Genomic DNA, 15,483 nt, shown 5'->3' with positions numbered 1-15,483 from the left:
CCCTCCAGGGCGCTCTGCGCGGCCCGCTACCACTGGGGCGGGCTCGCGATCGAGCGCGCGAGGACGTCGTCGAGGACGCGGGCCGTGGTGGGCACGTCCATCTGGGAGTTGTCGATGATGGGCAGACCCGAGCCGTACCAGCCGGCCATGCGGCCGTGGATGCGGGCGACTTCCTCGTCCGTGAGACGGCGGTTCCCGCTGCGCTCCGCGTTGCGCTCGAGGACGATCTCCAGGCCCGGGAGCAGCACCACGGGCAGCAGGCCGGGGCCCACGTGCCGCTTCCAGCCGCCGAGGCCCACGACCGGACGGTCCGGGAAGACGGCGTCGTCGAGGATGCAGGAGATGCCGTTGGCCAGGAAGTTGCGCGCGGCGAAGCCACAGGTGCGGCGGGCGAGGCGGTACTGGGCCTCGGAGTGGTCGTTCCACCCCGACTGCGGGTCGGCGAATCCGGAGCGCACCCACTCGCGTACGTCGTCGAGGCTGATGTGAGCCGTGGGGACGCGGCGCTGGTCCGCCCAGTACTTGGCGACGCTCGTCTTGCCCGCGCCGGCGGGGCCGATGAGCAGGACGGCGAGCGTCGTGGCGGTGGCGTCGGCGGTGCCCGCGGCGGGCGGCGGGCTCGGCATCGCGACGGGGCCGCCGGGCGGGAGCTGCACATGGCCCGTGGTGTCCCGTGAAGGGGGCTGCGGGGACTGCTGGGGGGCGTGCTGAGGGACGACGCCCGGTTGCGGGGGCTGGCTCTGCGGCGGCTGGGTGTGCGGAGCCTGGGGGTGCGGCGCGGGTTGGTGCGGGGCGGGCGCCGGGGCGTGCGGTGCCGGGCCCGAGGGGCCCGGTGGGCCGACGAAGCCGGGTGCAGGCGGTGGCGGACCCGCCGGTCCGGGGCCCGGGTGATGCCCGGCCTGGGACCAGCCGGCGGCCGGTCCGTGCCCCTGCTGAGGGGGCGGCGGCAGCGGCGAACCCACTCCGTGCTGCATCCGGTGCGACTCCGTCTCGTACAGGCAACTGGCGCCGGCGAACAAGGCGCTACCGAACGGTACCTTCCCCGGCCGCCGTTGTGTGAACGGCCGGGGAGGTCGCGAAGTGCCCGAAGACGGGAGCTATTCGGCCACTTCGCCGTACGCCGCCAGGAGCACGGCCGGGTCGGGCCCTTCGAGGACCGTCGGCTTGGCGAGGCCGTCGAGGACGATGAACCGCAGCAGGTTGCCGCGGGACTTCTTGTCGACCTTCATGTTCTCCAGGAGCTTGGGCCACTGGTCGTAGCGGTAGCTCAGGGGCAGCCCGACGGACTCGAGGACGGTGCGGTGCCGGTCGGCGGTCGCGTCGTCCAGGCGTCCGGCGAGACGGCCGAGTTCGGCGGCGAAGTGCATGCCGACGGAAACGGCGGCGCCGTGCCGCCACTTGTACCGCTCGTTCTTCTCGATGGCGTGCGCGAGGGTGTGCCCGTAGTTGAGGATCTCGCGCAGGCCCGACTCCTTGAGGTCGCCGGAGACGACCTCGGCCTTGACCTTGATGGAGCGCTCGATGAGCTCGGCGGTGTGCGGGCCCTGCGGGGAGCGCGCCGCCTCGGGGTCGGACTCGATCAGGTCGAGGATCGCCGGGTCGGCGATGAAGCCGGCCTTGATGATCTCCGCGAGCCCGGACACGAAGTCGTTGACCGGCAGCGAGTCGAGGGCCGCGAGGTCGCAGAGCACGCCGGCCGGCGGGTGGAAGGACCCCACGAGGTTCTTGCCCTCGGCGGTGTTGATCCCGGTCTTGCCGCCGACGGCCGCGTCCACCATGCCGAGCACGGTGGTCGGCACGGCGATCCAGCGCACCCCGCGCAGCCACGTCGCGGCCACGAACCCGGCGAGGTCCGTGGTGGCGCCGCCGCCCACGCCGACGATGACGTCGGTGCGGGTGAAGCCGGACTGGCCGAGCGCCTTCCAGCAGTAGGCGGCGACCTCTGCGGTCTTGGCCTCCTCGGCGTTGGGCACCTGGATGGCGACGACCTCGAAACCCTGGTCGGCGAGGTCGCCGCGCAGCGCTTCACCGGTCTCGGCGAGCGCCTCCGGGTGGATGATCGCGACGCGCTGGGCGGAGTCGCCGATCAGGCCGCCGAGTTCGCCGAGGAGCTGACGTCCGACGAGGACCTCGTACGGGTCGGTACCGGCTGTGCCGCCGACCTGGATCCGGGTCACCTGCTGCTCGGTCATGCCTTCTTCAACTCCAGGGCGTCGAGGACCGCGCGGGCGACCTCTTCGGGGGTGCGGTCGTCGGTGGGTACGACGACGCGGGCGACTTCGGTGTACAGGTGGCGGCGGGCCTCCATCAGCTCGCGCCACTGGCGGCGCGGGTTGACGGCGAGCAGCGGACGGGCGGTGTTGAGACCGGTCCGCTTGACCGCCTCCTCGACGTCCATCGACAGATAGACGACGGGGAGCGGGGCCAGCAGCGCGCGCGTCGACTCGTCGAGGATCGCTCCGCCGCCGAGCGCGAGCACACCGGTGTGCCCGGCGACGGCCTCGCGCACGGCCTGCCGTTCGAGTGCGCGGAAGTGGGGCTCGCCCTCGTCCACGAAGATGTCCGCGACGGTGCGGCCCTGGGCGGCCACGATGTCCGCGTCGGTGTCCCGGTAGGGGCAGCCGAGCCACTCGGCGAGCAGCTCCCCCACCGTGGACTTGCCGACGCCCATCGGGCCGACGAGTACGACCAGCGGGCCGGTCACCGGATCTGGAGGTGGTCGAGGTACGACTGCACGTTGCGCCGGGTCTCGGGGACGCTGTCGCCGCCGAACTTCTCCGCGACGGCGTCGGCGAGCACGAGCGCGACCATGGCCTCGGCGACGATGCCGGCGGCCGGGACCGCGCACACGTCGGAGCGCTGGTGGTGGGCCTTCGCGGCCTCGCCGGTCGCCACGTCGATGGTGGCGAGCGCGCGCGGGACCGTCGCGATCGGCTTCATCGCGGCGCGCACACGCAGCAGTTCACCGGTGGTGAGGCCACCCTCGGTGCCGCCGGAGCGGCCCGACGTGCGCTTGATGCCGTCGGCCGTCGTCACGATCTCGTCGTGCGCCTTCGAGCCGGGCACGCGGGCGAGCTCGAAGCCGTCGCCGACCTCGACGCCCTTGATGGCCTGGATACCCATGAGGGCCGCCGCGAGGCGGGCGTCCAGACGCCGGTCCCAGTGCACGTGCGAGCCGAGGCCCACCGGCACGCCGTAGGCGAGGACCTCGACGACGCCACCGAGGGTGTCGCCGTCCTTGTGGGCCTGGTCGATCTCCGCGACCATCGCCTTCGACGCATCCGCGTCCAGGCAGCGCACCGGGTCGGCGTCGAGCTTGTCGACATCGGCCGGGGTCGGGTAGACGCCGTAGGGCGCCTTGGCGCTCGCCAGCTCGGTGACGTGGCTGACGATCTCGATGCCGGCCGTCTCCTTGAGGTAGGAGCGGGCGATGGCGCCGAGCGCGACGCGGGCCGCCGTCTCACGGGCAGAGGCCCGCTCCAGGATCGGCCGGGCCTCGTCGAAGCCGTACTTCTGCATGCCGGCGAGGTCGGCGTGACCCGGGCGGGGCCGGGTCAGCGGCGCGTTGCGCGCCAGATCGGCGAGGATCTCGGGGTCGACCGGGTCGGCCGACATGACCTGCTCCCACTTGGGCCACTCGGTGTTGCCCACCATGACCGCGACCGGCGAACCCATGGTCAGGCCGTGGCGCACGCCGCCGAGGAAGGTCACCTCGTCGCGCTCGAACTTCATCCGCGCGCCGCGTCCATAGCCGAGCCGCCGCCGGGCCAGGTGGTCCGCCACCATCTCCGTGGTGATCGGCACGCCGGCGGGAAGTCCCTCCAGCGTCGCGACAAGTGCGGGTCCGTGGGACTCCCCAGCGGTCAGCCAGCGCAACCTGCTCAACGGTGCTCCTCTTGCTCGCGCCTCGAACTGCGATGGCGCGGCCGGGTGCGCGGCCCTGGCCCGCCACCCCCGATCCTCCCACGTCCGCGCACCCGACCCGGCCCCCGGTCCATCAGACGGACGCCAGGACGGACACGGTCCGGGTCAGCCGGCGAGCGCCCGCTCCCCCGCCCGGCGCATCGCACCGAGCGGCGCCGAGGCGCGCCCCGTCATCTGCTCGACCTGGAGGACGGCCTGGTGCACCAGCAGGTCGAGCCCGCTGACGACCGCTCCGCCGTACCCGGACCAGCGGGCCGCGAGCTGTGTCGGCCAGGGGTCGTAGACGACGTCGAAGAGGGTGCCGGGCCGCTCGGGGATGTCGGCGGCGAGGGCGTCCGTGGTTCCGGCGGGCGTCGTGGCGACGACCAGCGGCGCGGTGAAGGCACGCATCGCGTCCGACCACTTCCCGATCTTCACGTCCACGTCGAGCCGCTCGCCCCACTCCCGCATCTCGGCGGCGCGGGCGTCGCTGCGTACGTACGCGACGATCTCGCCGGCGCAGATCCGCGACAGGGCGGCGAGCGCGGAGGAGGCGGTGGCGCCCGCGCCCAGGATCGCGGCGGACTCGACCTTGTCGATGCCGCGCTCGGCGAGGGCGGCGACCATGCCGGGGATGTCGGTGTTGTCGCCGACCTTGTGCCCGTCCTCGGTGAGGACGACGGTGTTGACGGCCTCGACGGAGGCGGCCGTGTCACTGATCGTGTCGAGCAGCGGGATCACGGCGCGCTTCAGCGGCATGGTCAGCGAGAGGCCCGCCCACTCGGGCCCGAGCCCGGCCAGGAAGTCGGGCAGGGCCACCTCGTCGACCTCGAAGCGGTCGTAGGACCAGTCCGTCAGGCCCAATTCCTCGTAGGCGGCGCGGTGCAGCACCGGGGAAAGGGAGTGGGCGATGGGCGACCCGAGTACGGCCGCCCTTCTGATTGCCGGCATCAGTTCTTCCTCGACGCGTTCCACTTGTCGACCAGCTTCTGGTGTTCCGCGTTCGTCTTGGTGAACTCGCTGGTCTTGCCGTCCATCGAGATGAAGTAGTACCAACCGTCGCTGGTCGGGTCGACGGCGCCCTTCAGAGCTTCCTCACCCGGGTTTCCGATCGGCCCGGGCGGCAGGCCCTTGTAGTAGTACGTGTTGTAGCGGTTGTCGTACTTGCGCAGCGCGGTGAGGCTCAGGTCGATCTTGCTCTGGTTCTTGACGTAGTTGTACGTGGAGTCGAACTCCAGCATTCCGTTCGTCTGAACGTTGCCGGGCTTGAGACGGTTGTAGACGACCTCTGCCATTTTGCGGAAGTCGTCGTGGCTCGTACCCTCGGCCTGCGCGAGACTCGCCACCGTGATCAGCTGCCACGGGCTGTCGAGGCCAAGGCTCTTGGCCTTCTTCTCGACGCCGTAGTCCTCGTACGTCTCGGTCGCCCGCGACACCATCTGCTTCAGGACCGTCTCAGGGTTTTCGCCCTTGGCGACGCCGTAGCTGGACGGATAGAGGAACCCTTCCAGAGGGTCCTTCACATTCGGCTCGTTCATGGCCCAGGAGGGCAGACCGAGCTTCTTGTAGTCCTTCTGCGCGACCTTTTGCGTCGTGCCCTTCGCGATGCCGAGCCGCTCGTCGACCTGCTCGTAGACCCACACGTTGCGGCGGCCCTCGGCAATGATCAGGTTGTTCCGGCTGCTCGGGCTGAGCATCATCTCGAGCGCACTTTCGGCCGACATTTCCTTCTCGAGGTTATATCCGCCGTCCTGAATGGACTTGCCCCGTGGATTCTGCTCCTGCGCCGAAACGAAGGCGTCCACGCTCTTGATGACGCCCGCGTCCTTCAGACGCTGGCCGATGACATAGCCGCCCGCACCCTTGGGAATGTCCACGGAAACGGGTTCGCCGTTTCCGGACCCCGCATAATCCGGCGCCGATCCGAAACGGTCCTGATAGAACTGATAGCCGAAATAGCCGACACCGCCGACGCCGCCCGCGAAGATCACGGTGAGGACCAGGCAGGCGCATCCGCTGCGCCGCTTCTTCGGCTTCTTGCCGCCGCGGCCGCGGCGGCTGCCCCGGTCACTCGGGTCGTCGTAGTCGTCGCCGTCGTCATCGCCGCCACCGGCGAAGAACGCGTGCTCACCCTGGTCGGGGCCCGGGTCCCAGTTCGTCTCCGGCTCCGCGGCGGACCCGCGCCGGCCGGGCGGCTCCGGCGGCGGGTACGCGTCGGGGGTGCCGTAGAGATCCGGCTGCTCACCGCCGTACGCGACAGGCTGCTGCTGACCGCCGTACGGATCCACCGGGTCGGCGTTGTACGGGACATGGCCGTGCTGACCGGTGTCCCAGCCGCCACCCTGCTGCTGACCGCCGTACTGCTGACCGCCACCCTGCTGCTGACCGCCGTACTGCTGGCCGCCCCCGTACTGCTGCTGGCCGTACTGGTCGTGCTGACCGGTGCCCCACTCGCCGCCGTACTGCTGCGGCTGCTGGGCCTGAGGATGCTGTTGCGGCTGCTGAGGGTGGTACTGCCCCTGGCCGCCGTAGACAGGCTGGCCGTCGGCGGCCTGCTGCCCCCACCCCTGGTCCCCGTACAACGGGTCCTCGGGGTGCCACGGTTCGGAGCCCGGGCCCCGGCCATACTCAGTCATCGATCCCCTACAAGCCGCGAGGCGGCAGCCGCGTCTGGGTGGCAGGGCAACCGTTCCGCCTCTTGATGCTGTGCGGCAGCTGTTCGAACGCCGCCGGTCGCGCGGAACGTTACCGTATCGCGATCAGATGACCACTTCGACGCCCTCGCCCGGAGCTTTACCTGACGCCCGTTCGGACTCCAGTGCCTGCTGGAGGATGATGACGGCGGCGGCCTGGTCGATGACAGACCGGCCCTTTTTGGACTTCACGCCCGAGGCGCGCAGCCCCTGACTGGCCGTCACTGTGGTCATCCTCTCGTCCACGAGCCGCACGCCGACGGGGGCGATCCCGGCGGCCAGCTCCTGGGTGAACGCGCGGACCTTGGCCGCGGCCGGGCCCTCGCCCCCCTTGAGGGAGCGAGGGAGTCCGACGACGACCTCGATCGGCTCGTACTCCTCCACGAGTTGCCGGAGCCTCCGGTGGGCGGCCGGGACATCGCGTCCCGGCACGGTCTCCACCGGCGTGGCGAGGATCCCGTCGGGGTCGCACGAGGCGACCCCGATCCGGGCGTCCCCGACGTCGATCGCGAGCCGGCGGCCGCGTCGCATCAGGCGGTTTCCGCGACGAGTCGCTCGACCGAGGCCACGGCGTCACCGATGGCGGCCGGGTTCTGGCCGCCGCCCTGGGCGACGTCCGGCTTGCCGCCACCGCCGCCGCCGAGGGTCTTGGCGGCCGCGCGGACCAGGTCGCCGGCCTTCAGACCGCGCTCACGGGCGGCCTCGTTCGTGGCGATGACCGTCAGCGGCTTGCCGTTGACCGTCGTGAACAGGGCCACCACGACCGGGCGTCCGCCCTGGATACGGCCGCGCACGTCGAGGACCAGCTTGCGCAGGTCGTCGGCGCCGGTGCCGTCCGGGACCTGGCCCGTGACGAGCGCGATCCCGCGTACGTCGGTGGCGCCGGCGGCGAGACCGGCGGCGGCCTGGAGGACCTTCTCCGCGCGGAACTTCTCGATCTCCTTCTCGGCGTCCTTCAGCTTGCCGAGCATCGTGGAGACCTTCTCCGGCAGCTCCTCCGAGCGGCCCTTGAGCAGCTCGGTCAGCTGGTTGACGACCGTGTGCTCGCGGGCGAGGAAGTTGTACGCGTCGACACCCACGAGGGCCTCGATGCGGCGGACGCCCGAGCCGATGGACGACTCGCCGAGCAGCTTCACCAGGCCGAGCTGAGCGGTGTTGTGCACGTGCGTGCCGCCGCACAGCTCCTTGGAGAAGTCGCCGATGGTGACGACGCGGACACGCTCGCCGTACTTCTCGCCGAACTCGGCGATGGCGCCCTGCTTCTTGGCGTCGTCGATGCTCATGACCTCGGCCATGACGTCCAGCTCGCGGGAGAGCACCTCGTTGATCTTCTGCTCGACGTCCGTCATCACGGCCGTGGGCACGGCGGACGGGGAGCCGAAGTCGAAGCGGAAGCGGCCCGGCTGGTTCTCGGAACCGGCCTGGGCGGCCGTCGGGCCGAGGGCGTCGCGCAGCGCCTGGTGCGTGAGGTGCGTGGCGGAGTGGGCGCGGGCGATGGAGCGGCGGCGCGTGATGTCGATGACGGCCTGGGCCGGGGCGCCGACGGTGACCTGGCCGACCTGGACGACGCCCTTGTGGACGTAGACACCCGGGACGGGCTTCTGGCAGTCGCGGATCTCGATCACCGCGCCGTTGTCCAGCTTGATGCGGCCGGTGTCGCCGATCTGGCCGCCGCCCTCGGCGTAGAACGGGGTGCGGTCGAGGACGACCTCGACCTCGTCGCCCTCGGAGGCGGCCGGGGAGGAGACGCCGTTGACCAGCAGGCCGACGATCGTGGACTCGCCCTCGGTCGACGTGTAGCCGATGAAGTCGGTGGCGCCGGCGGCGTCCGCGATCTCGCGGTAGACGCCGACGTTGGCGTGGCCGGTCTTCTTGGCCTGGGCGTCGGCCTTGGCGCGCTCCCGCTGCTCCTTCATCAGGCGCCGGAAGCCGTCCTCGTCCACGGACAGGCCCTGCTCGGCGGCCATCTCCAGGGTGAGGTCGATCGGGAAGCCCCAGGTGTCGTGGAGCAGGAACGCCTTGTCGCCGGCGAGGACCGTGCCGCCCGCGGCCTTGGTGTCGGTGACGGCGGTGTCGAGGATGTTCGTGCCGCCCTTGAGGGCCTTGAGGAAGGCGGCCTCTTCGGCGAGGGCGACGGTCTCGATCCGCTTGCGGTCGGTGATGAGCTCCGGGTACTGCTGGCCCATCGTGTCGATCACGACATCGGCGAGGTCCTTGACGACCGGACCGGTGGCGCCCATGAGGCGCATGTTGCGGATGGCGCGGCGCATGATGCGGCGCAGGACGTAGCCGCGGCCCTCGTTGCCGGGGGTGACGCCGTCGCCGATGAGCATCACGGAGGTGCGCATGTGGTCGGCGACCACACGCATCGACACGTCGGTGTCGTGCTTCTCGCCGTACCGGACACCGGTGAGTTCGGTGGCCTTGTCCATGACGACGCGCAGGGTGTCCGTCTCGTACATGTTCTGTACGTCCTGCAGGATCATGGCGAGGCGCTCGAGGCCGAGACCGGTGTCGATGTTCTGCGACGGCAGGTCGCCGAGGATCTCGAAGTCCTCCTTGCCGATGCCGGCGCCGCGCTCGTACTGCATGAAGACCAGGTTCCAGATCTCCACGTACCGCTCGTCGTTGACGGCCGGGCCACCCTCGACACCGAACTCGGGGCCGCGGTCGTAGTTGATCTCGGAACACGGGCCGCAGGGGCCGGGGACGCCCATGGACCAGAAGTTGTCCTTCTTGCCCAGGCGCTGGATGCGCTCCTTGGGAACGCCGACGACGTCGTGCCAGATGCGCTCGGCCTCGTCGTCATCGAGGTAGACCGTGATCCAGAGCTTCTCCGGGTCGAGGCCGTAACCACCGTCCGCCACGGAGCTGGTGAGCAGCTCCCAGGCGTACTTGATGGCGCCTTCCTTGAAGTAGTCGCCGAAGGAGAAGTTGCCGCACATCTGGAAGAACGTGCCGTGGCGGGTCGTCTTGCCGACCTCTTCGATGTCCGGCGTGCGCACGCACTTCTGCACCGATGTGGCCCGCGGGGCGGGCGGCTTGACCTCGCCGAGGAAGTACGGCTTGAACGGGACCATGCCGGCGGGGACGAGCAGCAGAGTCGGGTCGTCCGCGATGAGCGACGCCGAGGGCACGACCTTGTGGCCACGCTCCTCGAAGAAGCTCAGCCAGCGGCGGCGGATTTCAGCCGACTCCATCAGTGGTCCTCATTCCGGTTGTACGAGTACGTCGTGTTCTCGAGGTACTTGGGGTTGTTCTTCACGTGGTTCTCGACGCCGGCGAAGCGGCGCTGCGCGGGGAGTTCGGCGTCCACGGGGGCGCTGAGACCCAGTGCGTCGTCGAGTTCGGCCTCACGCTCGGCCATGCCGTCGCGGACGTCGAGGGCGAAGTCCTTGAGGCGGTGGCCCGCCTCGATCGCCTTGTTCGCGGCCTGCGCGGCGAGGCTCTCCGGCGTCAGCTTCTTCAGCTTGCGGTTGACCTTGGTGGTGGCCCATACGCCGGCGGCTGCGCCCGCGGTGAACCAGAACGTACGGCGGAACATCGCTGCGTCAGTCCCTCTTACTCGGGTTGTCCCGCGTGGCTCGCTTGCTGCGCCGCGCCGACGGGACGGCGCGGCCCACGATCACGGTGCGGCGGGACGGCTTGGCGGGCGCTTCGGCTGCGGAGGCACCCGTGGACTTGCGGCCGATCGCCCGGCGCACGCCGTAGCCGAAGGCGGCCACCTTGACGAGCGGGCCACCGAAGGTGGAGGCGACGGTGGAGGACAGTGCCGACGCGTTCGACGTGACCTCCTGGACGTCCGACGCGATGGCGTCGACCCGGTCGATCTGCGTCTGTGCGGAACGCACGGCCGCGGAGGCGTCGGCAAGCAGCGGGACCGCCTGCTCGGTCACATCCGCCACGAGCTTGGTGGTCGCCCTGAGCGTCTGGGCCAGCCTCGCCAGAGCCACCGCGAGGAAGGAGACCAGGATCGCCCAGAAGACGGCCACCAGGATCCCGGCCACCTCTCCACCGGACACTTAGCACCGCTTCCTGAACATCGAAAAGTCGTCTCCCGAGCCTATCGCGCCGGGGTCCGCGCTCCGTACCGGATTACCCCTCGCCGCGGGCGGAGTTGCGCGTACCGATTGTACGGACTGCACACGCACGAGTACTCTCCGTACCTGATGCGACGCGAACTGCGCCCTGCCGACAGGCCGGAGGGTTCCACCCCGCCCGGCAACCTCCCCCTCGAGCTCAACCGCTTCGTCGGTCGGGCCGATGAACTCGCGGAGCTCACGCGAGCTTTTGAGGCGGCTCGCCTGGTCACCGTGACCGGCGCCGGCGGCGTCGGCAAGTCCCGCTTCGCGGCGAGAGCGGCGGCCGTGGCCGCGGGGCACCTGGGCTGCGACGCGGTCCGGCGGGTGGACCTCGCCACGGTGCGCGAGCCGCATCTGGTCGAGTACGCGCTTGCCGCGGCCCTCGAACTGACCGACCACACGAGCCGCCCGCAGCGCGAGGTCCTTCTCGACCACCTCGGACAGCGTCAACTCCTGCTTGTCATCGACGGGTTCGAGCATCTCGTCGGCGCGTGCGCCCCGCTCGTGACCGAACTGCTCGGTGCGGCACCGGATCTGCGGATCCTCGCGGTGGGGCGCAGGCCCCTGTCCGTGGAAGGGGAACGGATCTTCCCGCTGGCGCCGCTCGGTACGGCGGACGCGGCGGAGCTCTTCGCCGACCGGGCCGCCGCGCTGCTGCCCGGCTTCGCCCTGGACGACGGGAACCGGACGGATGTCGTCGAGGTGTGCCGGCGGCTCGACTGTCTGCCGCTCGCGGTGGAACTGGCGGCGGGGCGACTGCGGGCACTGTCGTCCGCGGACCTGCTCGGGCGGCTCGACGACCGGTTCAGGCTGCTGACGGGCGGCACGCGCGGAGCGCTGCCGCGACATCAGACGCTGCGGACGGCGATCGGCTGGAGCCATGAGCTGTGCACGGCGCAGGAGCGGCTGCTGTGGGCGCGGCTCTCGGTGTTCTCCGGGCAGTTCGACCTGGACGCGGCGGAGTACATCTGCAGCGGGGACGGGCTGCACGCCGAAGCGATCCTCGATGTGCTCTCCGAGCTGATCGCGCAGTCCGTGGTGATCCGCGAGGAGGCGGACTCCGTGGTGCGCTACCGGCTGCTCGACACGGTCAGGGCGTACGGCGCGGACTGGCTGGAGGTGTCGGGCGACACCGCGCGCATGCGGCGCAGGCACCGCGACTGGTACATGGGCCTCGCCACGTGGTGCGAGCTGGACTGGTTCTCGCCGCGGCAGGCGCAGGTGGCGGCGCAGATCGGGGCGGAGCTGCCGAATCTGCGCGCCGCGCTGGAGTTCTGTCTGACGGAACCGGGCGAGACGCATCTGGGGCAGTACCTCGCGGGCACGCTGTGGTTCTTCTGGGCGGGCTGCGGCCGTCTGTCGGAGGGGCGGCACTGGCTGGAGCGCAGCGTGGGGCTCGACGCCGAGAGCGAGGACGGCGACTACTCCCGGTCCCGGCTGAAGGCGCTGTGGGTGCTCGGCTATGTGGCGATCCTCCAGGGCGACACGGTGCCCGCGCTGGCCGCACTCCAGGAGTGCCGCGACGAGGCGGAACGTGTGGGCGACGCCACGGCGGTCGCGTACGCGGAGCACCGCAGAGGCTGCCTGGCGCTGGTCACGGACGATCTGCCGCGCGCCGAGGAACTGCTGCGGACGGCCCTCGCCGGCTACCGGGAGATCGGTGAGCTGAACAGCAGCGTGCTGATGGGCCAGGTCGAGCTGGCGATGGCCGTGGCGTTCCGGGGAGATCTCGCCGCGGCGGTCGAGCTGTGCGAGGACGTGCGGCTGATCTGCGAGGACCACGGCGAGCGGTGGACGCTGGCATACGCGCTGTATGTCCTGGCGTACGCGGAGTGGACCAAGGGCGATCTGGTGCGGGCGCGGCAGCTGCTGCGCGAGTGCCTCGTCATCGGTGACACGTTCCACGACCTGCTGGGCACGGTCCTGACGATCGAGCTGCTGGCGCTCGTCACCGTGACGGAGGGGGACGCGGGTGAGGCGGCTCTGCTCCAGGGCGCCGCGGGCCGGATCTGGCCGTCCGTGGGGCTGCCGCTGTTCGGTTCGGCGCACTACAACGCGCCGCACGAGCGGTGTGCGTCGGACGCCCGGGCCATCCTCGGCGACGCACGGTTCGAGTCGTTCGTGGCGGCCGGGGCGCGCCTGGAGCCCGGGGAGGCCGTTCAGCGAGCGCTCGGACGGGACGCCGCATCGCGGCCGGCGGTGGTGCCGGGGCCGCGTACCGCGCATCCGGCCCCGGAAACGCGCGAACCCGCCGCCTCCCCGACCGTGCAGAGCGGGGAGACGACGGGCTGAAACGCAGGAAGTGCTACGTCCGCCGGATGATCAGCGGGCGTAGTACTCGACGACGAGCTGCTCGTCGCAGATCACGGGGATTTCCTTGCGGTTCGGGTCACGGTCCAGACGGAAGGCCAGGGCCTTCAGGTTGACCTGGAGGTAACGCGGGATCTCGCCGTCGGGGGCGAAGCCACCCTCACGCGCGACCTGGAACAGCGGCTTCTCGCGGCTGCGCTCGCGGACCATCACGACGTCGTCGGGACGGACACGGTACGACGGCTTGTCGACCTTGCCACCGTTGACCTCGATGTGGCCGTGAACGACCATCTGGCGGGCCTGGTAGATCGTGCGGGCGATGCCCGAACGCAGAACCAGGGCGTCGAGACGACGCTCCAGCTCGATGACCAGGGCCTCACCGGTCTTGAGCTGCGTCTTGGCGGCACGCTCGTAGGCGCGGACGAGCTGACGCTCGGACACGTCGTACTGCGCGCGCAGACGCTGCTTCTCCAGCAGACGGACCTTGTAGTCCGAGTTCTGCTTGCGGCCGCGGCCGTGCTCGCCCGGCGGGTAGGGGCGGGCCTCGAAGTACTTGACGGCCTTCGGGGTCAGCGCGATACCGAGGGCACGCGACTTCTTGACCTTGGGGCGGGACTGGTTCGTCATGAACCAAACACCTCATTGTTCTGTGTGGATACGGCTTCACCAGGGTTAAGGGAGGTCGCATCCGCAGCCGGGGAAACCCGCCTTGTCCTTGCGGACGGGGCAGGCAGCCGCTCCCTGGTCTGGGCACATACGTGCAGCACGCGAGTGGCCCACCGACCGCTTCCCGGAAGTCCGGGATGGTGGTGGGCTGCCCGCGACACCTATTCGACGGTGCGCGACGCTCCTGGATCCCCAATGCCTTGCGGCGTCGGGGTTCCGGCTGCATGTCCCGCTCTGGTGGTGCCGGCCGGGGCCGGACGCGAGACGCAGCGCTTCGGAGAGTTTACAGGGTGGTGAGGAGTGCCGCGGACCGGGGTCACGCGGGGCGTCAGCTGCCCGCCGCGCCCGGCTGCTCGCCGGTGAGGCGCTCACGGACGCGCTCGGCCACGTCCGCGTACCGGGCCTCCGCCCCGTACCGGGTGGGCTGGTAGTAGCGCTTTCCCTTGACCGCGTCCGGCGCGTACTGCTGGGCGGCGATGCCTCCGGGGACGTCGTGCGGATACACGTATCCCTGGGCGTGGCCGAGCTTGGCCGCGCCCTTGTAGTGGCCGTCGCGCAGATGGGGCGGGACGGGGCCCGCGAGGCCCTTGCGGACGTCTTCCATGGCGGCGCCGATCGCCGTCGTCGCGGAGTTCGACTTCGGGGCCAGGGCCAGGGCGATCGTCGCGTGGCTGAGGGTGAGCGCCGCCTCGGGGAAGCCGATCATCGCGACGGCCTGGGCTGCCGCGACGGCCGTGGGCAGCGCCGTCGGGTCGGCGAGGCCGATGTCCTCGCTCGCGGAGATCATCAGGCGGCGGGCGATGAAACGGGGGTCCTCACCCGCCTCGATCATGCGGGCCAGATAGTGCAGGGCGGCGTCCACGTCAGAGCCGCGGATGGACTTGATCAGGGCGCTCGCGACGTCGTAGTGCTGGTCGCCGTCCCGGTCGTACTTGACCGCGGCGCGGTCGACGGACTCCTCCAGGGTCTGGAGGGTGATCTCCTTCTCCTGCTTGGCGAGGGCCGAACCCGCGCCCGCCTCAAGGGCGGTGAGAGCCCGGCGCGCGTCGCCGCCCGCGATGCGCAGCAGGTGACCCTCGGCCTCATCGGGGAGCGTGACCGCGCCGCCGAGACCGCGCTCCTCGGTGAGCGCCCGCCGGAGCAGTGCGCGCAGGTCGTCGTCCGTGAGGGATTCGAGGGTGAGGAGCAGGGAGCGGGACAGGAGCGGCGAGATGATCGAGAAGTACGGGTTCTCGGTCGTCGCGGCGATGAGCGTGACCCAGCGGTTCTCGACGGCCGGCAGGAGGGAGTCCTGCTGGGCCTTGCTGAAGCGGTGGATCTCGTCGAGGAAGAGGACGGTCTCCTTGCCGTGGCCGCCGAGCGCCCTGCGGGCGCCGTCGATGACGGCCCGCACTTCCTTGACGCCCGCGGTGATCGCGGAGAGCTCCACGAAACGCTTGTTCGTCGCCTTGGAAACGACGTACGCGAGGGTCGTCTTGCCGATGCCGGGCGGGCCCCAGAGGATCACCGACGAAGGCCCGGCGGGGCCGCCGCCGCCCTCCCCCACGAGGCGGCGCAGGGGTGAGCCCGGCTTCAGCAGATGCTGCTGGCCGACGACTTCGTCGAGGGTGCGCGGGCGCATCCGGACGGCCAGGGGGCTGCTGGACGGGTCCTTTTCCTGGCGGTCTTCGGCTGCGGCGGTGAACAGGTCGGGCTCCACGTCGAAAACCCTATGTCACCCCACTGACAATCCCGCCCGGCCCCGTGAAGCAGGGACCCCGGCCGCGGCTCAGCTGGTCCAGAAGTCCCACCAGCGGGTCAGGATCAGCATCCCGATGATCCCGACGTGC

Annotated in this window: 13 protein-coding genes; 1 reads left to right on the top strand and 12 read right to left on the bottom strand. The window is 70.8% G+C overall.

Annotated features, from left to right (window positions below; all coding sequences use genetic code 11):
- Positions 1–26: 26 nt before the first annotated feature.
- The 10 genes from CG723_RS34265 to CG723_RS34220 all read right to left on the bottom strand — a co-directional run bounded on the left by CG723_RS34265 (position 27) and on the right by CG723_RS34220 (position 10,618).
- Positions 27–974: an AAA family ATPase gene (locus CG723_RS34265; RefSeq protein ID WP_100597413.1), complete on the bottom strand. Its 948-nt coding sequence runs from the start codon at positions 972–974 to the stop codon at positions 27–29.
- Between the two features lie 123 nt (positions 975–1,097).
- Positions 1,098–2,192 (bottom strand): 3-dehydroquinate synthase, encoded by a 1,095-nt coding sequence (gene aroB, locus CG723_RS34260; protein ID WP_100597412.1) that lies wholly within the window; start codon positions 2,190–2,192, stop codon positions 1,098–1,100.
- A complete protein-coding gene (locus tag CG723_RS34255; RefSeq protein ID WP_100597516.1) occupies positions 2,189–2,671 on the bottom strand; it encodes a shikimate kinase in 483 nt (160 codons plus the stop codon). Before CG723_RS34255 ends, aroB begins: the two co-directional genes overlap by 4 nt.
- A gap of 29 nt (positions 2,672–2,700) precedes the next feature.
- Positions 2,701–3,885: a chorismate synthase gene (aroC, locus tag CG723_RS34250; protein WP_100597411.1), complete on the bottom strand. Its 1,185-nt coding sequence runs from the start codon at positions 3,883–3,885 to the stop codon at positions 2,701–2,703.
- A gap of 144 nt (positions 3,886–4,029) precedes the next feature.
- A complete protein-coding gene (locus CG723_RS34245; protein WP_100597410.1) occupies positions 4,030–4,854 on the bottom strand; it encodes a shikimate dehydrogenase in 825 nt (274 codons plus the stop codon).
- Entirely contained in the window at positions 4,854–6,539 is a 1,686-nt protein-coding gene (mltG, locus tag CG723_RS34240; protein ID WP_199842006.1) for an endolytic transglycosylase MltG, read from the bottom strand. The genes CG723_RS34245 and mltG overlap by 1 nt, the downstream gene beginning before the upstream one ends.
- A gap of 123 nt (positions 6,540–6,662) precedes the next feature.
- On the bottom strand, positions 6,663–7,127 hold the full coding sequence (ruvX, locus tag CG723_RS34235) for a Holliday junction resolvase RuvX (protein WP_100597408.1): 465 nt from the start codon (positions 7,125–7,127) through the stop codon (positions 6,663–6,665).
- Complete coding sequence (alaS, locus tag CG723_RS34230; RefSeq protein WP_100597407.1) at positions 7,127–9,796, bottom strand: alanine--tRNA ligase; 2,670 nt, start codon at positions 9,794–9,796, stop codon at positions 7,127–7,129. The genes ruvX and alaS overlap by 1 nt, the downstream gene beginning before the upstream one ends.
- Positions 9,796–10,140, bottom strand: a complete 345-nt coding sequence (locus CG723_RS34225; protein WP_100597406.1) for a DUF6167 family protein — start codon at positions 10,138–10,140, stop codon at positions 9,796–9,798. The genes alaS and CG723_RS34225 overlap by 1 nt, the downstream gene beginning before the upstream one ends.
- Before the next feature lie 7 nt (positions 10,141–10,147).
- Positions 10,148–10,618: a DUF948 domain-containing protein gene (locus CG723_RS34220; protein ID WP_100597405.1), complete on the bottom strand. Its 471-nt coding sequence runs from the start codon at positions 10,616–10,618 to the stop codon at positions 10,148–10,150.
- A gap of 147 nt (positions 10,619–10,765) precedes the next feature.
- Here CG723_RS34220 and CG723_RS34215 point away from each other — a divergent pair, with 147 nt between their 5' ends.
- Positions 10,766–12,970: an ATP-binding protein gene (locus tag CG723_RS34215; RefSeq protein ID WP_100597515.1), complete on the top strand. Its 2,205-nt coding sequence runs from the start codon at positions 10,766–10,768 to the stop codon at positions 12,968–12,970.
- Between the two features lie 30 nt (positions 12,971–13,000).
- On the opposite strand, the gene rpsD is transcribed toward CG723_RS34215, so the two are convergent.
- Together rpsD and CG723_RS34205 are read right to left on the bottom strand one after the other, a co-directional pair.
- Entirely contained in the window at positions 13,001–13,615 is a 615-nt protein-coding gene (rpsD, locus tag CG723_RS34210) for a 30S ribosomal protein S4 (RefSeq protein WP_100597404.1), read from the bottom strand.
- Between the two features lie 367 nt (positions 13,616–13,982).
- Positions 13,983–15,353, bottom strand: a complete 1,371-nt coding sequence (locus CG723_RS34205) for a replication-associated recombination protein A (protein ID WP_100597403.1) — start codon at positions 15,351–15,353, stop codon at positions 13,983–13,985.
- Positions 15,354–15,483: the final 130 nt, after the last annotated feature.

The sequence above is a fragment of the Streptomyces sp. CB01635 genome (assembly GCF_002803065.1).
Taxonomy (GTDB): domain Bacteria; phylum Actinomycetota; class Actinomycetes; order Streptomycetales; family Streptomycetaceae; genus Streptomyces.
This window is presented reverse-complemented; position numbering and strand designations above follow the sequence as displayed.